A 22,175-nucleotide genomic window follows, 5' to 3' on the forward strand; every position below is an offset into this window, starting at 1 on the left:
CTGTTTTGTCTGACTCCAAGATGGAGAAATTGCAGGGTTGGCTCAATTGGGAATAGGTATTAGTTAGAGAGTATTAATGCCTTAGGCGTAATACCAATCGGCTAATCCGTAAGACTTACAACCTAAGATCTACGACTTAAGTCGGTAGTCGTGACCGAGGCAACAATGGGGAAATGTGGTATGTTAAATTTCATAACAAACAAGGAGGTTAGTGGGTAACTCCTTATAAGAAGAGTCGGAATGACCTATGTTTCCTAATTGGCTTTTAGTCACCATTAGCATCAGCTATATCGGATTACTGTTTTTGATGGCCTTTTTGGGCGACAGATACCGTGAAAAACTGTTTAGCCAACAGCACACCATCATCTACTCCTTATCACTGGGTGTCTACTGTACTTCTTGGGGATTTCTCGGTACCGCTGGGCAGGCAGCCAGTAACTCCTTCTCTTATCTGCCAGTTTATATCGCACCGATTTTATTGTTTATTTTTGCCTGGCCTTTTATTCAACGGGTGATACGCGTCTGCCTTAAGCTCAACATCACCTCGATAGCCGATCTTTTGGCGGCGCGCTTTGGTAAATCGCCGTTGCTAGCGGTAGTGGTTACCTTTGTTGCCTTAGTGGGCACTCTGCCCTATATCGCCTTGCAGCAAAAAGCGATCGTCAACTCCTATGAGATATTGCGCCAAGATCACCTGCTATCATCATGGCAATTAGGGTTAGTGGTAAGCCTTATTTTGGCAGGGTTTACCATAGTGTTTGGTGTGCGGGCTATCGATGTCACCGAGCGTCATCCGGGCATGATGCTGGCTATCGCTTTCGAGTCTTTCGTCAAACTGGTGGCGTATTTGAGCATAGGCATATTTGTCTCCTTCTATTTGTTCGACTCGCCACTGGAAATTTGGCGTAAAGCGAGTGAAACCTCGCCTATCACGACCCAATTTACCTACCCAAACCTTATCTCTATGTTTGGCCTACTGTTTATTGTAATGTCCGCCTTTCTCTGTCTGCCACGACAGTTTCAAGTCCTCATTGTTGAGCTTAAAGATCAAAAACACGCCCTTTGGAGTCGCTGGACCTTTCCGCTGTATATTTTGGTGTTTGCTTTTTTTGCCACACCACTGGGCCAAGCGGGGAACCTTCTTTACGGCGATTCACTACAAAGCGACGCCTATGTGTTATTTTTGCCCGCATTCAGCGGTGAAATATGGCTCGGTCTATTTAGTTTTTTAGGGGCCATATCTGCGGCAAGCTCAATGGTGATTATCTCGACTATTGCCCTCAGCACCATGTTAAGCAATGAGGTGGTGTTCCCGACACTGTTTAAAATTAACAATATTCAAAGTGCTGACTTTCATAAGTTTCGCTCTCATCTTCTCAATATTCGTAAAGCACTAGTGCTGTTTGTTATTTTCCTAAGTTATGGCATGTTTCTCATCGCCCCTCCTGATACGTTAGCGTCACTGGGTGAGGTGGCGTTTGGAGCCATCGCCCAAATTGGTCCGGCGCTGTTTGCGGCCTTCTTATGGCGCCGAGTCACCTTAATTGGGGTACTCATCGGGATCTCCTCTGGCTTTGGCCTGTGGCTAGTGCTGAATCTGTTACCGCAACTGGGCATGTACCCACATCCCTTTGCGGGCACCGAATATTCAATGACCACCCTAGCGACCTTAGTAGGCCTATTTGTAAATATCACCGCTATCTGGCTGGTTTCCTCCTTTACTCGTCAAAGCGTGCACGAACAGATGCAGATAGGTCACTTTTTTGAGCGCACCGAGCTAGATAAACTCACCCCAGAAGTGCCCAAACATGTTAATCCGACCGAGCTAGAGTTATTGGTTGCGCGTTTTGTGGGCAAAGATAAAGCCGCACAAGGCTTCTACACTTTTTTCTCCTGCCAGCCTAACCCGATCCTTGATAAGAATAGTCACAATCAAGCGCTGATCTCCTTTACCGAAAATATGCTGGCCAGTGTAATGGGCTCAGCCTCGGCGCGCTTAGTGATCTCCTGTGCGCTGCACGGACGAGATATCGCGATAGAGGATGTGGCGCAGCTAGTAGAGGAAGCGTCAAGCCACCGTACCGCATTTAGCCGCTCAGTGCTGCACAGCGCTATTGAGAACGCGGGGGAAGGGATCTCGGTTATCGATAAAGATTTGAACCTGGTGGCATGGAACCAGTATTACCTTAAGCTCTTTAACTACCCAGAAGATCTTATCTATATCGGGTGCCCCGTAAGGCAGCTGATTGAATACAACCTGAGCCAAGGGCAGCACTACCCACATAATTTAGAGGAGCAGGTGGAAAAGAGGCTGACGTTCTTGCGCCAAGGCAGCCACCATAGCAGTGAACGCGTGCAAGCCGATGGCAAGACCATTCGTATCCAAGGTAACCCAATTCCCGATGGCGGCTTCGTGATGATATTCTCCGATATCACCATGTACCGAGAGGCGGAAAAACTTCTCAAAGAGAAAAACCTCGACCTAGAAGCCCGAGTGTTTGAAAGAACGAAGAAACTAGAACAGACCAATCTGCAGCTAGCAAAATCGAATGAAGAGCTGGCTGAAGCATTACAAAAAATTGAACAAGCCCACCAAAAGAAAAGCCAGTATCTTAAAGCTTGTAGCCATGATCTGTTACAACCCTTGTCTGCCGCACGCCTATTCTCATCAGCCTTTGTACAAAATGGACAGCTGTCGAGGAAACAGAAGCAACAGATTGGCTATATTGACAACTCACTGCAAGTGGCCAATGAACTGCTGCTGGATCTCAACGAAGTGTCGCGCATTGAGAGCGGCACCATAGTACCAGAGATAGCCGACTTCCCACTGCAAGAGGTGCTCGACTCTTTGGTCGATGAGTTTAGTGCGCTGGCGACTCATTCCCAGGTCGAGTTTAAATGCGTCAGCACCCGCGCCTGGATCCGCAGTGACAAAGTGCTGTTACGGCGAATTTTGCAAAACCTTATTAGCAACGCATTTCGCTATGCCGGAGAAGGAAAAATTGTCTTAGGTTGCCGTCACCGTGGCGACCAGTTTGCAATACAGGTGGTGGATAATGGACCTGGGATCCCCGATGAAAAGCAGTTGGAAATTTTCGAGCAGTTTACCCGCTTACAGCACTCAGGTCATGATGGGGTCAATGGTTTAGGCCTTGGACTCAACATCGCACAAGGTTTAGCTGAGCTGATGCAGCACAACCTGAGCCTCTCATCAAAGCTAGGTAGCGGCAGTATTTTCAGTTTGCAACTGGATAAAGCGCCCCCACAACAACAACTAGATACCATTGCCCCAAAAGCCGACATATTGACCCTCAATGGCGTTCATGTGCTCTGTATCGACAATGATCTGAACGTATTAGAAGGGATGAAGGCGTTACTAACAGGCTGGAAGTGCCATGTTTCTACTGCATCAAATCCTGATGAAGCAAACAAGGTCATTAACCAATATGGTTCAAAAATCGATATCGTCTTGGTCGATTACCAGTTAGAAGATAATCAAAATGGGCTGGATCTGATGGCGCAACTGCAACAGAAATTAACCAAACCCGTTCCCGCTATCCTAATCACGGCCACCATAGATGAAAATGTGGTGCTGCAAACCAAAGCGCTTGGGTACGGTTACCTGCGTAAAATCATAAAACCTATCGCACTGAGAGCCGTAATGAGCGCCACATTAGCCAATAGCCTGCACACCAACTATTCGGCGCAAACACCTAGCTATTGAGCATAATGAGTGCTTAGAGCAAGGTGTTTGCAAGCACAACGAGTGTCTATATCTCGACATGGCAACGAAAAGCAGCGACAGGTCTACTCAACCTCTGCCAATAAGGAGACTTTGTCGAGGTAGAGTTGGCTCATGGCGATAACTGCCTGAGTACGTGTATGAACCCCTAGCTTTAGGAAAATCGCACTGGCGTGAGCTTTAACCGTTGCTTCCGACAAGCCAAGTTCATAGGCGATTTGCTTATTTAACAAACCGTCGGCAAACATCATCAAAATACGATGCTGCCTTGGCGACAGGCTCGCAATTTTACTGCTGACACTATCGAGTGTGACAGACGCTAAATCACTACTGTTGACGGGTGACCATTGCTGCCCTGCCAGTACACTATTTATCGCTTTGACCATCTGGTGTGCCGACGTGGACTTAGGAATAAACCCTGCGGCACCAAATGACATGCTCTTGCCTACGGTTACCTTATCCTCTTGGCCTGAAATCACCACAATGCCAATATGCGGATAGGTATTGCGAATATTAACTAACGTATTAAACCCATGTGCTTTGGGAATATTCAGGTCGAGCAGTAACAGGTCTGCATCATCATGTTGCTGTAAGATTTCATCCAATGCTGTCACGGTTTCGGCTTCAAACAAGGTCACATTGTCAAATTGGCTAGTTAAGATATTGACCAATGCTTGCCTAAACAGTGGGTGATCATCGGCTATTATTATTTTTAGTGGCGGTATCATGTTGTATCCCTCAAATGTACGCCAAATCAGTCTACTCCAACGCTTATTATTATCAACTTGGGCTATGACACTCACGCACCAGCAAAAAATAGTAAATAACATTTAAATAACAATAAAGTAGCGACAAAAAAACAATAAGATTTATCTCAGTGGCCCAAGTAAACATAGACTTATTAACTAGGGTCGCTGCCAACTTTCTATGTTAGGTAGGGGCTTTCTGTCACTATTCAAGCAAAGGCTGATGTACTTAGGGTAAAAAAATAGCCCCTAAAACCAGAGCGATGACTTGTAGAACAAGCGGTGGTCACATATTCTAAATTAGTAGTAAGATGAAATATGTACACAGAATAAAAACGATATAACTTTTAGAAACATAAGGGGCGAATTTGCCAGACAGAACGGCTTTAGTATTAGGCGGTGGTGGCGCAAGAGCGGCCTATCAAGTGGGTGTGCTTAAGGCGATAGTGCAAAACTATCCCCGCAACCATGGCGTGCCTTTTAAAATCATCTGTGGCACCTCTGCCGGCGCTATCAACGGGACCTCTATTGCCACCCATGCATCTTGCTTTCATTTAGGTGTACGTAAACTTGAGTGGGTGTGGCGTCACTTTGATACCCATAAAATCTACCGTTCCTCTTTCGCAGGGGTATTTTCACACTTGGCTCAGATGGCTTTAATGGGGCTGCAAGATGAGAAAATTAATCCTGATCCTGGTAGCCTGTTTGACAACGATCCATTACGTGATCTACTTAATCAGTTAATCAACTTTGAGCGCATCGACAGAAATATCGGCAATGGCGCACTGCATGCTTTGAGTGTCGACACCTCTTGCTACAACACTTCACGGTCAGTGACCTTTTTTCAAGCCAGTAAAGAGATAGATGATTGGCAACGAGCAAGACGTTGTGGTTTACGAACTCACCTAAACACCGACCATCTACTTGCCAGTGCGGCAATTCCATTAGTGTTTCCCTCAGTTAAGCTTAATCGTGGTTATTATGGCGACGGTTCGGTGCACCAATTGGCACCGCTAAGTAGCCCTATTCACCTTGGCGCCGAAAAAATAATGGTGATTAATTTAGAGAGTCGTCATAAGCAAGTGCACCAGGATTTAGAGCATCATCCCAAAACGGCAACCATAGCTGGCCACCTGCTCGACACTATCTTTTCTGACACACTAAACAGTGATTTAGAAAGATTACAGCGCATCAACGGAACAGTGAAGCTGATCCCTGAAGAGGTTCGTCACCAAGCAGCGCTTAAACCTATTGAAACACTGGTGATAAAGCCAAGTGAAGATTTAAGCATGATTGCCGCTCAACATTACCAAGATATGCCTATGGCTGTTAAAGCACTGCTGAGACTGATTGGCATTAACCAACAATCAGACTCGAGTATCGTCTCCTATCTGCTGTTTGAGCGTAGCTATTGCAGCGCATTGATAAACCTTGGCTACCTAGATGGTTTAGCACAAATGGATGAGATTAAAGCCTTCTTTAATATTGATTAGCCGAACCTTTGGTGGCGCTAATATAATGCGATGCGGCAGCCTCCCCCCATAACTGATAACTCGCCGAACTTGGGTGGAATCCATCGCGAGCCATCGCCTCGTCATTAACAGGCAATTGTAAGTCAAGCAGACAACAGCGAGTATCGCCGCTGGCCAACTGACGTAATTTACCATTAAACGCTGCAGCTCTTTGCCCCAAAAACCAGCCCAACAAACTTGGAAATGCGGGGAATACACCTAAAGGTGGGACTGGTGTTAACACAATATGTGCATTAGGCGAGTACTGATACAAGGTATCAATCAGTGCCCGCTGCGCCAGCAGCCAACGGTTTACACTGATTGGGCTGAGCACATCGTTCACCCCTAGAGAGACCAGCACCAAATCAAACTCATTAGATTGCATCACCTTGATGCCATGCCCTGATCTTAAGTGATTTAAGGTACTGACGGTCGTCGCACCAGAGCGTGCTACCAGTGCCCAGTTGAGCGAATAATATTGTGCTAAACATTTAGATAAACACCCAGATAAGGCTTTATCTTGGGTATCTACGCCCACCCCAGCAGCGGCTGAATCTCCCAATATCAATAAGTTAAGCGGCATACCATAACCCCCTTTACCAGAACGTTCGCCTTCTGCTTCGGGCAGTCTTAATGTGTTCCGTTTAACCCATAGTGCTTGCACTAAGAGTATCGGCCACAGTAATAGTGCAACAAACTGGTACAAAATAGCTTTCTCCAAAACATAAATAATGGGTTGAACACGGGTTACCTGCGCAAACCTTATCTCCCCCACCGTAGAAGGAAGACTCAACATAAAGGCGCTATATCACTGTTTTACCCCTGCAACAAATAGTGTTCTGCCTTCTCAATACGCCTCGGCTTACCTAAAATAATCAATATATCCCCAGGACGAACCTGCCAATTAAGCTCAGGACTTTCTACCTCTGCGCCCGCCCGACGAACCGCTCTTATCTCGACCCTGAGTTTCTCCCACGGGATATCCCCCAAGGTTTGGCCAACCACATGAGCGCCTTTGGGCAATGCAACCGCATGCAGAAGTTCAAGCGTGAAGTCTGTCTCTTCGCCGGAAAAAAAGCCGTGCAAATACTGATAATGATTCCGCCGTTCATACTCTAAACGCTTAAGAATACGCGATAGTGGCACACCACATTGAAATAGCACTTGGGATACCAACATCAAGCTGCCCTCCAGAGATTCAGGGATCACTTGACTCGCACCAGCTTGCTCTAGCTCCTCCATCCCCTCATCATCGCGAGTGCGTACCAAGATGTTAGCGTCAGGCGCCAATTGCCGACACAAAGGCAACACCTCATCAAGTACCCGGCTACTACTAAAGGTAAGAACAATCAGCTTGGCCTCTTTGATCTGCGCCTGTTTTAAAATCGAGCGCTTTGCAACGTCACCAAAATAGACTGGCTCGCCAGCTCGTCTCGCTTCTGAGACTCGTTTAGGGTCTAAATCTAACACCAAATAGGGAATGGCCTCAGTTTTCATAAAACGCGCAATAGTTTGCCCTACACGGCCGTAGCCCAAAATGAGCACCAACTCATTGCCATGATCAACGGTCGGGATCTCCTCATACTCAGCCTGCTGTGGTTTAACACCGTGCAATCGCCGAGCAATATCCACGCTATTTTTTACCAGCCAAGGGGCTACTGCCATAGACAGTACGGCCACCATGACCAATTTAGTACTTAAATTAATATCGAGCAGCTCATAATTAACCGCCAACGCCAGTACCACAAAACTAAACTCACCCACTTGGGCCAAACTTATCGCACTGGATACCGAGGTTCTAAAGGACTCTTTAGCGGCCCTTAATAAACCATAAACAATTAGCGCTTTGGCGATGATCACCGCCACCACTAGCAGTAACACCTGCCACCAGAAGGTGATCACTAAACTAAAGTCAAGCAGCATGCCGATGGAGATAAAGAACAAGCCCATGAGCAGATCCCTAAAGGGTCTGATATCGGCTTCAAGTTGACGCTTATATTGACTCTCACCCAACAGCATCCCCGCCATAAAAGCGCCCAATGCCATGGATAAGCCTATCCACTGCGTAAAGGCTCCGGTCACCAATGCGACAACGAGTGTCGATAATACAAACAGTTCATTAGAGCGAGAGCGTGCCACCTCATCAAAAATTTTAGGCAAGGCCCACTTACCAAAGGCCATCAGCGCAACAAAGGCCAAAACCCCTTCCGCCATGGCTAAACCAATGGCACTCCATGTGAGTGTTTCTCCGTTTGATGCCAGCAATGGCATAAGGATCAGTAGCGGTACGACGGCAAGGTCTTGAAACAACAATACACTGACCGACAGCTCACCGTGGCGGCGACGTAACCATCCGCGTTCGTTCAGCAGTTTAAGGACAATGGCCGTGGAAGAGAGCGCGATAGCCGAACCGACAACGATAGATTCTGTTAACGATAAACCGATCAACAAACTGATGCACATCGTCAGGACGGCAGTAACAAAGACTTGAGCGCTACCTAAGCCAAATACGGTTCGGCGCATTGCCCACAATCGCGGCAGTGAAAACTCAAGCCCCAAGGAAAACATCAATAAAACGACGCCAAGTTCGGCGACAGAATGAATCTGCTGTTGACTAAACCAGTTGAATAGTGAGGGGCCGCTTATAACCCCTGTCACAAGATACGCCAAAATGGCTGGCAAGCCTGCACGACGAAAAAGGGCAATAGAGACAATCGCTATTACCAACATCAATAAAATCTTTATGAGAAAGCTATGTTCCATTACTGCTCCAATCGACAGACTTTACGTGGTGTTGTTCGGTTAAGTGGTTCCCCTGACCAAGAGGATTGCTTGGTGGCTGATGTTGGGAAACCTTGCTTTCGTCAAAATCCTGACGCGCGCAAGTAAACCTATAACTAAGAGATTAACTTAATGACAAATAAAGACAAATTTAAATTTAAAGTTTTAGGCACGATATTTGCTTAATAGAATATATCTTCAGTCCGATTTATTGTGGAGCAAACACTATGGACTTTGCCTTAGCGACAGAATTTTCACCTGACGAGTATCGCTTTCAACCAGAGTATCAACATGCTCGTCACACTGAGCCTAACTTAGTGTCTATGATGCAGCAGTTGCACGAAAGTTTAGATCCTCGGACAGTCTTTGCCTGCTACGGCAAACTGATGGGTCAATATCTGCCTGTCCATGGCGTTAAACTCCACTGTAAAGAGTATCAGCTAAGCTGGGGCAGTGAGCAAGGTCTGCAGATTAAACAAGCAATAGGTTTTGCCGGTGAAAAATATGAACTCGCCTATCAACTTATTGCACCACTGGTGCCATCACAGGCTGAACTACTCTACCAGATGCAAGACTTACTCTTGTTACCGCTGTTTAACGCCATCAAATATGATCAAATGGCAAGACAAGCGATGCACGATGCCCTAACAGGCTTAGGTAATCGTCACTACTATAACGAAGCAATCACTAAATCATTAGCTAGATCACAACGCCATGGCGAGATGATCTCTTTGGTGATCTTGGATTTGGATAACTTTAAGAAGCTAAATGACCAATATGGACACTTAGTGGGTGATGATGTGTTATCGACCTTTGGCCAAACATTAAAACAGGCGATTAGAGATACGGATCAAGCCTTTAGAATAGGCGGTGATGAATTTTTAGTCATAGTCGAAGGTGATACCTTAGCAGCGCGGATTTTGTGTGAACGGGTATTAGATATCATGAACCATCACCCACTGCTCAACAAATTTAACGTACAAAGCAGTCTCGGTGCAGCCCAGTGGTGCAGTGGTGACACATCGCAAGATCTTTACCTGCGCGCGGATAAAGCCTTGTATCGTGCAAAAGCATCAGGGAGAAGATGCTATAAGATTGATGGTCAAGCATAGTGAGTTAACCTAAGATGGTTAGCTCACGACTCTGCTGAACACTATTTAATAACGTAGGACAGTGCGTAAATACTCAGGCTTTAACCCGCACTCACTATTTTAGTTGGATATCGAGACCCATTTGGTCTGAAGCGGCAACAAACTTCCTCTCCACCCAGTAACCGATTGCAGCCACTATGCGCTCATTAAAATAGAGCAGCGGCACGCTATCACGTTCCCAAGGCGGCACGTCAAACTCCTGCCACAACTTCTTTAGCTCCCGTCCCTTATCGCGCATATGTGGATGACATCTGAGCGATCCAGGCACAGCAAAGCGTACACTGACCGTTTCACCAGGCATAGGCATGCGCACTCTCACGCCTTGGGAAGCTATGAAAAACTGCAATTGCCGCTGCGGGTCAATTTGTACCCTGGTTGCAACATCTGCTAGGGGCAAAGTGGTTATATCCACCATCAGGTTACTCAGCGCTACATTGCACCTAGGCTGATACTCACTTAAATAAAGATAGTGACGAAACCGACGTAACAATGTGGCCTGAAAACGGATCTCAACCTTGGCATCTGGTTTAGCATCAAGCAGTTGTGACAATGCTTGTTGCAGCTGAACAACCGATGGCATTGCGTGTCCTTGAGACTCAATAAAACCACGCAGTAGCTGGGCACGCCAAAGTGGACGCTGAGCTGCCAGCAACTTGAGGTCCAATACGGGAAAAACCCTATGGGGCAGATTGACTAACATTGCAGGTAAGCGAGCGCCCACCTCTTCATCAATCAGTGCCTGTTGATCGGCACATAGCTGAGCGCTACGGCTGGTGGTGGCCGCAATAGCTGGCCAGCGCGACTTTAATTGCGGAATGACATGCAGCCGTAAAAAGTTGCGGTCAAAGCGACTATCGGCATTACTCTCATCTTCTATATGCGCCAACGCCTGCGCGCTGGCAAAAGTTTCTATCTGCTCGCGCTGAATATCCAGTAGCGGCCTGACTAGCCAAAAGTGCTTACCTAAGCCTTGAATGGTCCCCATCGCAGCGAGACCTTTGGGGCCGAGGCCACGTTTAAGGGCTAATAGTAACGTCTCAAGTTGATCATCTTGATGGTGAGCAGTCAGTAAGATATCGCCGGGCTCCATCACGCTTTGTAACGCGCTATAACGTGCCTCACGTGCAGCCGCTTCAATACTGACTCGTGGCCCACTGTCTACTTGTACCCGTTTCACCACAATGGGCAATTGATACTGCTTGGCTCTGGTTTCACAATGCGTTTGCCACATTGCAGCATTGTCACTCAAGCCATGATGGACATGCACCAATAAGTAGCGATACTCAGGGTGCAACTGCGCAAATTCAGCTAAGCCATAAGCAAGCACTTCAGAGTCGACGCCACCACTGTAAGCAAGCACTAACTGCGTGCCTGCCACAGGTCGATGCTCAGCAATGAGCTGTTCAATCTGCTTACAGGGGGAAAAACTCGGTAGGGCCATGTTAGAACAAGATCCTGACTTTATCCGAGCCGGTTAAGGTCTCTAACGCCAACATCAACTCATCGGTAGGATTTACCCGCCAATCATCACCTAACTTAAACTGCGCTTTTGCCTGTGCTTGAGCATAATTGATCACAACTGGCACAGTGCCTGATTTCCATGGTTCGAGAGCGGTTTTAAAGCCTTCAAGCCATGTGGAGTCGATGGCTTGCGACTCAACGTCTATCTCAACCGCATGGGCGAAATGACTGCGCGCCTCCCCCATATCAATAATGTTACGTGCCGTCATACGGTTACCGCCAGAGAAGTCATCAAAACTAACCTCCCCTTCGATAATCAAAATACGGTCTTTCTCTAATAGGTGACCAAACTTCTCAAACGCTTCGGTAAATAACATCACCTCAAGGCGGGCACTTTTATCGTCTATCGTCACCAGCCCCATCTTAGAGCCTCGTTTGGTCATCATCACTCGTGTTGCTATCACTAAGCCTGCAGCCTTCATCGTTTTGCCGCGCTCGGTTGGATGCACATCCTTCAATCGGCCAGAGGTGTAGTGCTTAAGCTCTTTGAGGTACTGATTAATCGGGTGCCCCGTAAGGTAGAGTCCTAAGGTCTCACGCTCCCCTTCTAGCCAAATTTTATCAGGCCACGGCGTACACTCAACAAACTGCTGTTTGCTGTCCTCTGGCTCACTATTGAGTAAGCCAAACATGTCGTGCTGGCCAATGGCTTCGGCTTTAGCATGTTGATCGGCCGCGCGAATAGCCTCAGGCAGTGTTGCCATCATCGACGCGCGGTGTGGCCCTAAGGTGTCAAGCGCACCTGCACAAATCAGCTTTTCTATCACACGTTTATTAAGCTTTTTCAGGTCTATACGGGCACAGAAATCAAACAAATCGGTAAATGGGCCATCTTCTCTGGCTTTAAGAATTGAATCAACCGGCCCTTCACCGACACCTTTAATCGCGCCAATGCCATAGACAATATTCATCTCGTCATCGACCGTAAAACGGAACAGACCTTTATTGACATCGGGTGGTAACAGAGGCAAGCCCATACGCTCACACTCATCCACTAAGGTAACTATTTTATCTGTGTTATCCATATCGGCAGACATTACCGCTGCCATAAACTCCGATGGATAGTGAGTCTTAAGCCATAACGTTTGGTACGATACTAAGGCGTAAGCAGCGGAGTGAGATTTGTTGAACCCGTAACCGGCGAACTTTTCTACCAAATCAAAGATCTTCATCGACAGATCGCCGTCGACACCGTTATTGACAGCACCCTCTTTGAAAATACTGCGCTGTTTGGCCATCTCCTCTGGCTTCTTCTTACCCATTGCACGACGCAACATATCCGCGCCGCCAAGGGTATAGCCAGAAAGTACCTGAGCAATCTGCATCACCTGTTCTTGATACAAAATAATGCCGTAGGTGGGCTCAAGCAGGGTCTTTAACGACTCATGCTGATATTGTGAATCGGGGTACGATACCTCTTCACGGCCATGCTTACGCTCAATAAAGTTATCAACCATGCCTGACTGCAGTGGCCCCGGCCTAAACAGGGCTACCAGTGCAATCATATCTTCAAAACAGTCGGGTTGCAGACGCTTAATCAGATCTTTCATACCACGGGATTCCAGCTGGAAAACGGCGGTGGTTTCATAACGCTGCAATAACCTAAATGAGGCAGGATCATCTAGTGGAATGGCTTCAATTCTTACCGGCGGTTTACCCTTTTTCTCAAGGCGCGGATTAACCATCTGCAGCGCCCAGTCGATAATCGTTAAGGTTCTCAGTCCCAGGAAGTCGAACTTAACTAAACCTGCGGTTTCCACATCGTTTTTATCAAACTGGGTCACCGGGTTTTGACCTTCAGAGTCACAGTAAAGCGGCGCGAAATCGGTGATCACCGTAGGTGCAATCACCACGCCCCCCGCATGCTTACCTGCGTTACGAGTTACCCCTTCTAAGATGCGACACATGTCGATAAGGTCTTTGACCTCTTCATCGGCGTCATAGGCTTCAGGCAGCGCCGGTTCTGCCTCAAAGGCTTTGGCTAGCGTCATTCCAGGTTCTGCGGGGATCATCTTAGAAATACGGTCGACAAAACCATAAGGGTGACCGAGTACTCGACCAACATCTCGTACCACCGCTTTCGCCGCCATGGTACCAAAGGTAATAATCTGTGATACCGCATCACGACCATAAAGCTCTGCAACATGATCGATCACTTCATCTCGTCTATCCATGCAGAAATCGACGTCGAAGTCGGGCATAGATACACGTTCAGGGTTTAGAAAACGTTCGAAAAGCAGGTCAAACTCTAGCGGATCAAGGTCGGTAATTTTAAGCGCATAAGCGACTAAAGAGCCTGCACCCGAACCACGTCCTGGACCAATAGGAATATCGTTATCTTTACCCCACTGAATAAACTCCATTACGATCAGGAAGTAACCGGGAAAACCCATGTTATTAATTACCGTAAGCTCGATGTCGAGTCGTTCGTCATATTCTGGACGACGTTCTGCGCGAACATGTTCATCAGGGAAAAGAAACGCTAACCGCTCTTCAAGGCCCTTTTTAGAGACCTCGACCAAGAAGTCTTCGATAGAGAGATCGCCCGTTGGGAAATTAGGCAGAAAGTACTCGCCCAGACGCACAGTAACGTTACAACGTTTCGCAATCTCTACCGAATTAGCCAATGCTTCGGGAATATCTTCAAACAGTTCACACATCTCCTGTTCGGAGCGGAAATACTGCTGTTCACTATAAAGCTTTGGCCTACGCGGATCGGCTAACGTAAAACCATCGGAGATCGCCACGCGGATCTCATGGGCCTCAAATTGTTCAGGCTGGAGAAACACCACTTGGTTAGTTGCTACCACAGGCAGATCTTTTTCACCCGCAAGATTAACCGCCATATGCAGATAACGCTCTTCATCGGCGCGGCCAGTACGAATGAGCTCAAGGTAGTAACGGTCAGGGAAATGGGTCTGATAAAACTCAACCAAAGAATCAACCTGGCCTTTATTACCTTTCAGCAGTGCCTTGCCCACATCACCATCTTTGGCGCCAGACAATAAAATCAAGCCCTCACTGTATTTTATCAACCACTCCTGATCGATAACCGCCCGGTCTCTGATATGACCACGTAAATACGCATCACTGATCAACAAGGTCAAGTTTTTGTAACCTTGGTTATTAATGGCCAATACCGTGATAGAGCAAAACTCGTCATCAAATCCTGGCGCTAACATCGAAAAGTCAGTTCCGATAATAGGCTTAATCCCAGCACCATGGCAGCCACTGTAAAACTTCACCAGACCACAAAGGTTGGTTTTGTCTGTTAGCGCCAATGCGGGCATCTCAAGCTCGCTGGCTTTGGCTAAAATTGGCTTTACTTTAGTAAGGCCATCAGACATAGAAAAATCACTGTGAACGCGCAAGTGCACGAAACGAGGTTCTGACATAGTTGATAGTTTCTTAATTATTTGGGCAGGTAGTCGCCCTTTGAGATTAACAGAGTCACGCTTTACACGCTAGCCCAGCAAACCGTGAGCTAGCCATAAACATTGGTGACTATTGCGCGTCGAGGCGCTCTTTTACCGGGCGAAAACTTTTACGATGTTCAGCCAATACTCCGTATTGCGCCAAGGCTTCAAAATGCGCTTTAGTTGGGTAGCCCTTATGCTTAGCAAACCCAAACTCTGGGTACTTAACATCTAAGGCTTCCATCTCTTTATCACGCACGACTTTAGCTATAATCGACGCAGCACTAATGCCAGCAATCAGTCCATCGCCTTTTATCACCGCGTGGCTTTCGACACCGCCCTCTATGCATCCCTTAGCACCAAAGTCAGGGACTCGATTGCCATCGACCAGAATTCGATCTGGGCGTGCGCGCAGCCCTGCAACAGCACGCTGCATCGCCAACATGGTTGCGTGCAAAATGTTTAGCTCATCAATTTCAGTGGGTGTCGCTCGCCCTATAGAGACATCTAAGGCTTTTTCATAGATCTCATCAAATAATTTTAAGCGTTTTTTTTCACTAAGCTTTTTTGAATCATTCAAGCCTTCAATTGGGTTATTGGGATCAAGTACAACTGCAGCAGTGACTACATCGCCCACCAAGGGGCCACGCCCCACTTCATCGACACCAGCATAGTAACCAACGCACAAGGTACTGACTTGCTCAGGGGTGATATCTTTAAAAATGGCCATGCTAGGCTCCTGAAATCAGTGCTGTGACGGCATCAGCAGCGCGTTGGCTCGCATTACACTTAAGCTGCTGGTGCATCTGTTCAAATTGAGCGATAAGCGGTCGGAAATCACTGTCAAGTTGTGCAGACACGGCTGTAGCAATTTGCTCTGGCGTACAATCGGACTGGATTAACTCCGGCACTAAATCCGTATCGGCTAATAAATTAGGCAGAGAATAACGATCGATCTGCATCATGCCTTTGGCAATTTTATAAGTAATTGGACTCACGCGATAGGCCACCACCATCGGGCGTTTGACCAACATCGCCTCAAGCGTTGCTGTACCTGAGGCCAATAAAATCATATCGGCGGCCGCCATCACAGTACGTGATTGCCCTTCGACTAAATGAATCTCTAAATCAGGCGCAAACTGCGCCAAAGCAGCTTCAAACTGTGCACGCCTTTTTGCATTAACTAACGGGGTGACAAATTTAAGGTCTGGGTAACGCTGACGTAAAATTTGCGCCGCTTTAACAAAGGGCTCGGCAAGCTGTTTTAATTCGCCGCCACGGGACCCTGGCAGGATTGCCAAATACTCATCATCGGCTTCAAGCCCTAAGGTTTCGCGAGCTAAAGCTTTATCACTGATCATGGGGATATCGTCGGCTAAGGTATGACCAACGAAAGTACAAGGCACCTGATGTGTATCGTAAAACGCTTTTTCAAATGGCAATAATGACAACACCATATTGGTCGCTTTAGCAATTTTGAAGATACGTTTAGGTCGCCAAGCCCATACTGATGGGCTGACATAATGTATCGTCTTAATGCCGCGTTGCTTAAGCTTTAATTCCAGACCGATATTAAAGTCAGGCGCATCGATACCAATAAAGCAATCTGGGTTTAGCGCAGTGATCTCGTTAATAAGCGTTTTACGCACTTTTAAAAGACGTGGTAATCGCGACAACACTTCGACCAAGCCCATTACCGCTAACTCTTCAAAAGAAAAAATAGACTCGAAACCCAGTGCATCCATTTGCGGGCCACCAATGCCAACAAATCGTGCATCAGGGTATTGCTGTTTCAGTGCCTTAATCAGCCCGGCACCTAAGATATCGCCAGAGAGCTCCCCTGCGACCATGGCAAATATTTTCTGTCTATTTTCACTCATAACGTCATTCTTTTACTGTAATACCAATTGCTGTCATAAAAAAAAGCCCGTTAAAACGAGCTTTTCTTTTTATGGGCATATTCTTAACGAATAATGCCACGGCTAGAGTTAACGACAAAGTCCATCATCAACTTAACTTGTTCGTCCTGGGCATCATCACCCAATGCAGCTACCGCTTCGTCGATGGTCAATCCCTTACGGTAAAGACTCTTATAAGCACGACGCACCGCAAGCTGGCTCTCTTTAGAGAAACCACGACGTTTAAGTCCTTCGCTGTTCAGGCCACGTGGTATTGCTGGCTGTCCAGACGCCATCACAAATGGCGGTACATCTTGCAGAATTAATGAATAGCCTGCGGTAAAGGCATGAGCACCAATATGCACAAATTGATGCACACCTGTCATCCCACCAAGAATAGCCCAATCACCAACATGAACATGGCCAGCAATAGAAGCATTATTTGCCATAATAACGTTGTTACCGACCACACAATCGTGGGCAATATGCACGTATGCCATAAACAGGTTATTAGACCCGATAATGGTTTCGCCCTTATCTTGGGTGGTGCCGCGATGAATCGTAACTGATTCACGGATCACGTTGTTATCACCAATAATAAGACGTGTCGGCTCGCCGGCATATTTCTTATCTTGGCAATCCTCGCCCACAGACGCGAATTGGAAAATTCGGTTACCTTTACCGATAACGGTAGGTCCCCTAACCACCACGTGTGAGCTTAGATGACAATCATCACCAATCTCTACGTCTGCACCAATATAGGTCCAAGGACCAATGGTTACATTGGCACCGATTTTTGCGTCAGGATGTACAAAAGCTAACTTATCAATCACTTGCTAATCTCTCTACGAGCACACATGATTTCAGCTGAACAAACTAGTTCACCATCAACCCGAGCTTCACCAGTGAACACCCCAATCCCGCGGCGCTCTTTAATCATTTTTACTTCGAAATGAAGTTGATCACCAGGCTCTACCACACGCTTAAAACGTGCTTTGTCGATCCCAGCAAAATAATACAATGCATCATTTGACGGTGCATCGCTCATGGTTTTAAACGCTAATAAACCAGTAGCTTGCGCCATCGCCTCAAGGATCAATACGCCAGGCATGACAGGCTGAACCGGAAAATGGCCTTGGAAAAATGGCTCATTGATCGTGACGTTCTTAATCGCGTGAAGCGTTTCACCTGGGGTAAAGTCTAAGACTCTATCGATCAACAAAAATGGATATCTATGGGGTAAAAACTTCAGGATCTCTTTGATATCCATTGTATTTAATTGATTTGACACTCAATAACTTCCTTAGCCGCCAACTGGCAGTTAATCATCTGATTTAACGTTTTTCTCTAACTTTTTAACGCGCTGGAACAACTCATCTAACTGTCTAAAGCGAACCGTATTACGGCGCCAGACTTTGTTTTCCATCGCAATTGTAGCAGAAGAGTATACACCAGGCTCTCTGATAACACTCGTGACGTTTGTGCCACCTGAGATGTGAGTACCATCTGCTACCGATAAGTGTCCTGCTACAGCACAGTTGCCACCGACAATGCAATATTTACCTAAAGTAGTGCTGCCAGCAAAGGTAGAACTCCCTGCCAGCGCCGTGTTTTCACCAATAATTACATTATGTGCAATTTGCACTTGGTTATCGATGATCACACCATCATGGATTTCGGTATGCTCAATAGCCCCTCTATCGATACTGGTACAAGCACCAATCTCCACGCGGTCACCAATACGAACGCCGCCAGTTTGGGGGATTTTAATCCATTGGCCACGCTCATTGGCATAACCAAAACCATCAGAACCAATAACCGTACTTGAATGAACGATGCAAGACTGGCCTAAGTGCACATCGTGATAGATGGTCACATTAGCCCAGAGCATTGAATTTGAGCCAATGATGACATTTTGCCCGATAACACAACCCGCACCAATTTGGACATTCTCACCAAGGATCACGTTTGCACCAATAACAGCATTCGCACCAATGGCCACCCCCTCACCTAAGGTTGCACTGGCATCGATAACCGCAGATGGATGAATCGATTCCGCAGCACGTGGCGTGGTATCCAGTAACTGCGCGACTCTGGCAAATCCTACGTAAGGGTCTTTTAGTACAATGGCGTTACCCACAAACCCTTGTGCCGATTGAGGAGACAAGAGTACAGCCGATGCTGCCGTCCCCTCTAACTGACTTTGATACTTAGGGTTTGCTAAAAAAGAGATCTCACCAACTTGCGCCTTTTCTAGGGTAGCAACTCGAGTAATCTCAACCGAATCATCACCTTGTACTTCTGCGTTTAGGTATGCGGCGATCTCTTTTATTGTATAGCTTTTCATCTATCTTTAGCCTTTGCTCAACGCTTCAACAACTTTACTGCTGATATCTGAAGTAGGCTTAACATAGATAACGGCGCCACGTTGGAACACCATGTCATACTGTTCTTTCTCTGCAATGGCGCTGATCGCTTTTTGAACTTTAACTAATAGTTTGTTCTGCTCTTCACCATTACGACGACGCCAATCTTCATCAAGCGCCTTGCCTTTAAGTTGAAGCTCGGCTTTTAACGACTCCATCTTACGCAACATGTCAGTTTTTTGAGTTTCACTCATTAGCGCTGCATCACGTTGCTGCTTTTCTAGCATGCCACGAAGGTCATCTTGCATCTTTTGCACACCAGCAAAACGATCACCGAACTCAGTTTCTAGTGATTTTTTCACTTCTTCGCGCTGTGGTAGCTGCTCGAATACCGCTTGCATATCAACAACGCCGATCTTCTCAGCTTGTGCTGCTAGCGGAGCACCTAAAAGAACCAAAACCATCATTGCGCGATTAAACATCTTATTCAAAATAAACTCCTTATTGTCAGCAAAACTTGCCGAATACTTTTTAATTAAATTAATTCTACTTTAGAAAGTTTTACCAATGTTGAACGAGAAGATCTCTGTTTCGTCATCTTCATATTCTTTGATTGGCCAAGCAAGACTAAATACCATAGGTCCCATTGGCGACAACCATTGCACACTCATCCCCGCAGACGCACGAATACGCCCTGGATCAGAGTAATCCTGCAGCTTAGCAAACTGATCGGCTGGCAAGAAGCGATATGAGTCATAGTCAAACTCGGTGTCCCATACGTTACCCGCATCGACGAAGAAACTGGTACGTACAGAGTTTGTGTAAGCCTCATCGAGGAACGGCGTTGGTACAATCATTTCCAGCGTCGCTGTCGCGATAGCATTACCACCAATAGAGCGACCTTCACTCACTGTTACCCGATTTGGGTCCCCAGGCAAACTACAACCGTCACCGGATGGATCTGGCGAACAAGGTTCGCTACCACGGTAGAGATAGAAAGAACGAGGTCCAACTGAGTTTGATTTAAAGCCACGTAATGAGCTGCTACCACCTGAGTAATAGTTTTCCCAAAACGGTAGAATCTGGTCATTATCGTTGAACTGACCATAACCGTTACCGTAGCCTAGACGTGCTTTGGTTAATACCACAAAGCTGTGACTGCGAGTAATTGGCCAGTAAAAACTGGTATCAAAATCGGTTTTGAAATATTGCAGATCTGAACCTGGTACCGTCATCTTACCGCTTAAACGCTGCGATGAACCGTCGGTTGGGAAGGTACCACGGTTAAGCGTACTGCGAGACCAGCCTAGATTCATTTCAAAGTTATCAAATGATAAATCAGCATTAGGATCGCCCGCGTCACGATAGATATTATAGAAACGCAGCGCTTGTTCATAGGCTGATATTTCTGAAATTTCGTTGTGACGATAACCGATACCACCGTTAATACGGTTGTATTCGTTAATCGGGAATCCTGAGTTCAATGCAATACCATAAGAGCTATTCTTATAACGCTCTAGGTTAGCCTCATTTGCATCAAATTCGTTCCAATAGATATTTCCCCCCAAACTTACACCATCTTTGGTGAAATAAGGGTCCGTATAGGAGATATTGACGTTTTTAGAATACTTGTTGGTGTTTAAGTTAATACCAGCCTGGTTCCCCGTACCCAAGAAGTTACTCTGCTGTACACCAAACTGCAGGCTTAAGCCTGACTCGGTACCATAACCCACACCAGCGTTAAATGAGCCCGATGGCTGCTCCTTAACCGCAAAAGCAACATCGACTAGGTCATCAGTGCCAGGCACTTGAATTGTTTGTGTATCAACCGTCTCAAAATAACCTAAACGGTTTAAACGCGCCTTGGACTGCTCGACTTGGGCTGAGTTTAACCAAGCACCTTCCATCTGACGTAGCTCGCGACGCATCACTTCATCTTTGGTCACTTGGTTACCAGTAAAGTTAATGCTGCGAACATAAACACGCTTGCCTGGTTTAATATTAACGTTAAGGGCGACCTCTTTGGTCTCATCGTCAATTTCTGGATAGGTTTTCACTTCTGGGTAGGCATAACCAAAACGACCAAGGTACTTACCATACATCTCTTCGGTAAAGGTTACATCGGCACCGTTATAGGTATCACCCGCCTTGATAGGTAAAATGGCTTCCATCACCTTTTCACGGCCCATCAAATCACCAGTCAGGTTAACTTCTTTAACCTTGTACTGCTCACCTTCATCGACGTTAATAGTAATATATAAGCCTTTACGATCAGGTGTCATCGCCACTTGGGTCGAGGTGACATCAAATCGGATATAACCGCGGTTATGGTAGAAGGTCTTGATGGTCTCTAGGTCAGCTTGAAGCTTCTGTTTTTGATAGCGACGCTCACCAAAGAGGTCCCACCATGCAACATAATCTTTCAGCTCAAGCATGCCGATCAGCTCAGCATCAGAAAACACCGTATTGCCCACAACGTTGATCTGACGAATTTCAGCGGCTAGACCTTCGGTAAACTTAAATTTAAGCTCAACACGATTTCGAGGCAGATTGATCACTTGCGCTTCAACTTTCGCGCCATATTTACCAACGCCATAGTAGAAATCTTGCAGACTCTTCTCGATACCGCTCAGCATAGTGCGATCGAGAGACTCACCGACTTTAACGTCGCTGCCGTCTAAACTTTCTTGAAGCTGCTCATCTTTAATATCTTTGTTGCCTTCGAAAGTTACAATACTGATCGTTGGCCGCTCTTTAACCGTCACCACCAGTACATTGCCATCGCGGCTTACGCCGATATGCTCAAAGTTAGTTGATGCATACAAGCTCTTAATTGCTTGTTGCAAGCGCTGTTCGTCAACGGTATCACCCACCTTAATGGGGATATTCAATAGTGCGGCACCCAAAGCAACACGTTGTAAACCTTGCACTTGGATATCGGTGACTTCAAATGGCTGGAATGTGTCGGCCCAACCGTTCCCTGATAAAGACGCACCGACTAATATCATCGAGGCAAAAATTTTATTCAATCTCATAGAGCACT

General features: G+C 46.6%; 15 protein-coding genes. 3 read left to right on the top strand and 12 right to left on the bottom strand.

Annotated elements, in window-relative coordinates; genetic code table 11:
- Positions 1-247 precede the first annotated feature (247 nt).
- A complete protein-coding gene (locus BEL05_RS03720; protein WP_069670320.1) occupies positions 248-3,724 on the top strand; it encodes a hybrid sensor histidine kinase/response regulator in 3,477 nt (1,158 codons plus the stop codon).
- Positions 3,725-3,807: 83 nt separating this feature from the next.
- Here the strand turns inward: BEL05_RS03720 and BEL05_RS03725 are convergent, their stop codons facing one another.
- Positions 3,808-4,470: a response regulator transcription factor gene (locus tag BEL05_RS03725; protein WP_069670321.1), complete on the bottom strand. Its 663-nt coding sequence runs from the start codon at positions 4,468-4,470 to the stop codon at positions 3,808-3,810.
- Positions 4,471-4,856: 386 nt separating this feature from the next.
- Between BEL05_RS03725 and BEL05_RS03730 the strand changes: the two genes are divergently transcribed.
- Positions 4,857-5,981: a patatin-like phospholipase family protein gene (locus BEL05_RS03730; RefSeq protein WP_028765395.1), complete on the top strand. Its 1,125-nt coding sequence runs from the start codon at positions 4,857-4,859 to the stop codon at positions 5,979-5,981.
- Here the strand turns inward: BEL05_RS03730 and BEL05_RS03735 are convergent.
- Entirely contained in the window at positions 5,968-6,795 is an 828-nt protein-coding gene (locus tag BEL05_RS03735) for an SGNH/GDSL hydrolase family protein (protein ID WP_083250293.1), read from the bottom strand. The genes BEL05_RS03730 and BEL05_RS03735 overlap by 14 nt on opposite strands.
- Before the next feature lie 20 nt (positions 6,796-6,815).
- Complete coding sequence (locus BEL05_RS03740; protein ID WP_028765393.1) at positions 6,816-8,762, bottom strand: monovalent cation:proton antiporter family protein; 1,947 nt, start codon at positions 8,760-8,762, stop codon at positions 6,816-6,818.
- Between the two features lie 245 nt (positions 8,763-9,007).
- Between BEL05_RS03740 and dgcS the strand changes: the two genes are divergently transcribed.
- Complete coding sequence (dgcS, locus tag BEL05_RS03745; protein ID WP_069670322.1) at positions 9,008-9,892, top strand: diguanylate cyclase DgcS; 885 nt, start codon at positions 9,008-9,010, stop codon at positions 9,890-9,892.
- A 94-nt stretch (positions 9,893-9,986) separates the two neighbouring features.
- On the opposite strand, the gene tilS is transcribed toward dgcS, so the two are convergent.
- From tilS to bamA, 9 genes are all read right to left on the bottom strand, one after another.
- Positions 9,987-11,372, bottom strand: coding sequence for a tRNA lysidine(34) synthetase TilS (gene tilS, locus BEL05_RS03750; RefSeq protein WP_069670323.1), 1,386 nt, complete (start codon positions 11,370-11,372; stop codon positions 9,987-9,989).
- Position 11,373: 1 nt separating this feature from the next.
- Entirely contained in the window at positions 11,374-14,847 is a 3,474-nt protein-coding gene (gene dnaE, locus BEL05_RS03755; protein WP_069670324.1) for a DNA polymerase III subunit alpha, read from the bottom strand.
- 109 nt (positions 14,848-14,956) lie between these two features.
- The gene (gene rnhB, locus BEL05_RS03760) at positions 14,957-15,598 is read right to left on the bottom strand and encodes a ribonuclease HII (RefSeq protein WP_069670325.1); all 642 of its coding nucleotides are present in this window, start codon (positions 15,596-15,598) and stop codon (positions 14,957-14,959) included.
- A gap of 1 nt (position 15,599) precedes the next feature.
- Positions 15,600-16,748: a lipid-A-disaccharide synthase gene (lpxB, locus tag BEL05_RS03765; protein WP_028765388.1), complete on the bottom strand. Its 1,149-nt coding sequence runs from the start codon at positions 16,746-16,748 to the stop codon at positions 15,600-15,602.
- 83 nt (positions 16,749-16,831) lie between these two features.
- On the bottom strand, positions 16,832-17,599 hold the full coding sequence (gene lpxA / locus BEL05_RS03770; protein ID WP_028765387.1) for an acyl-ACP--UDP-N-acetylglucosamine O-acyltransferase: 768 nt from the start codon (positions 17,597-17,599) through the stop codon (positions 16,832-16,834).
- Positions 17,596-18,057, bottom strand: a complete 462-nt coding sequence (gene fabZ, locus BEL05_RS03775; RefSeq protein WP_028765386.1) for a 3-hydroxyacyl-ACP dehydratase FabZ — start codon at positions 18,055-18,057, stop codon at positions 17,596-17,598. Before fabZ ends, lpxA begins: the two co-directional genes overlap by 4 nt.
- Positions 18,058-18,087: 30 nt before the next feature.
- Complete coding sequence (gene lpxD / locus BEL05_RS03780; protein ID WP_028765385.1) at positions 18,088-19,113, bottom strand: UDP-3-O-(3-hydroxymyristoyl)glucosamine N-acyltransferase; 1,026 nt, start codon at positions 19,111-19,113, stop codon at positions 18,088-18,090.
- 6 nt (positions 19,114-19,119) lie between these two features.
- On the bottom strand, positions 19,120-19,614 hold the full coding sequence (locus BEL05_RS03785; RefSeq protein WP_069670425.1) for an OmpH/Skp family outer membrane protein: 495 nt from the start codon (positions 19,612-19,614) through the stop codon (positions 19,120-19,122).
- Between the two features lie 69 nt (positions 19,615-19,683).
- Complete coding sequence (gene bamA / locus BEL05_RS03790; RefSeq protein ID WP_028765383.1) at positions 19,684-22,167, bottom strand: outer membrane protein assembly factor BamA; 2,484 nt, start codon at positions 22,165-22,167, stop codon at positions 19,684-19,686.
- Between the last annotated feature and the right edge of the window lie 8 nt (positions 22,168-22,175).

Origin of the sequence: Shewanella colwelliana, from assembly GCF_001735525.1 — a bacterium.
Lineage (GTDB): Bacteria > Pseudomonadota > Gammaproteobacteria > Enterobacterales > Shewanellaceae > Shewanella > Shewanella colwelliana.

What these genes read in the sequence shown, in the direction of transcription:
- BEL05_RS03720 (WP_069670320.1), top strand. Translation starts at nt 248, where the DNA reads ATGTTTCCTAATTGGCTTTTAGTCACCATTAGCATCAGCTATATCGGA.
- BEL05_RS03725 (WP_069670321.1), bottom strand. Translation starts at nt 4,470, where the DNA reads ATGATACCGCCACTAAAAATAATAATAGCCGATGATCACCCACTGTTT.
- BEL05_RS03735 (WP_083250293.1), bottom strand. Translation starts at nt 6,795, where the DNA reads ATGTTGAGTCTTCCTTCTACGGTGGGGGAGATAAGGTTTGCGCAGGTA.
- BEL05_RS03740 (WP_028765393.1), bottom strand. Translation starts at nt 8,762, where the DNA reads ATGGAACATAGCTTTCTCATAAAGATTTTATTGATGTTGGTAATAGCG.
- dgcS (WP_069670322.1), top strand. Translation starts at nt 9,008, where the DNA reads ATGGACTTTGCCTTAGCGACAGAATTTTCACCTGACGAGTATCGCTTT.
- tilS (WP_069670323.1), bottom strand. Translation starts at nt 11,372, where the DNA reads ATGGCCCTACCGAGTTTTTCCCCCTGTAAGCAGATTGAACAGCTCATT.
- dnaE (WP_069670324.1), bottom strand. Translation starts at nt 14,847, where the DNA reads ATGTCAGAACCTCGTTTCGTGCACTTGCGCGTTCACAGTGATTTTTCT.
- rnhB (WP_069670325.1), bottom strand. Translation starts at nt 15,598, where the DNA reads ATGGCCATTTTTAAAGATATCACCCCTGAGCAAGTCAGTACCTTGTGC.
- lpxB (WP_028765388.1), bottom strand. Translation starts at nt 16,748, where the DNA reads ATGAGTGAAAATAGACAGAAAATATTTGCCATGGTCGCAGGGGAGCTC.
- lpxD (WP_028765385.1), bottom strand. Translation starts at nt 19,113, where the DNA reads ATGAAAAGCTATACAATAAAAGAGATCGCCGCATACCTAAACGCAGAA.
- BEL05_RS03785 (WP_069670425.1), bottom strand. Translation starts at nt 19,614, where the DNA reads ATGTTTAATCGCGCAATGATGGTTTTGGTTCTTTTAGGTGCTCCGCTA.
- bamA (WP_028765383.1), bottom strand. Translation starts at nt 22,167, where the DNA reads ATGAGATTGAATAAAATTTTTGCCTCGATGATATTAGTCGGTGCGTCT.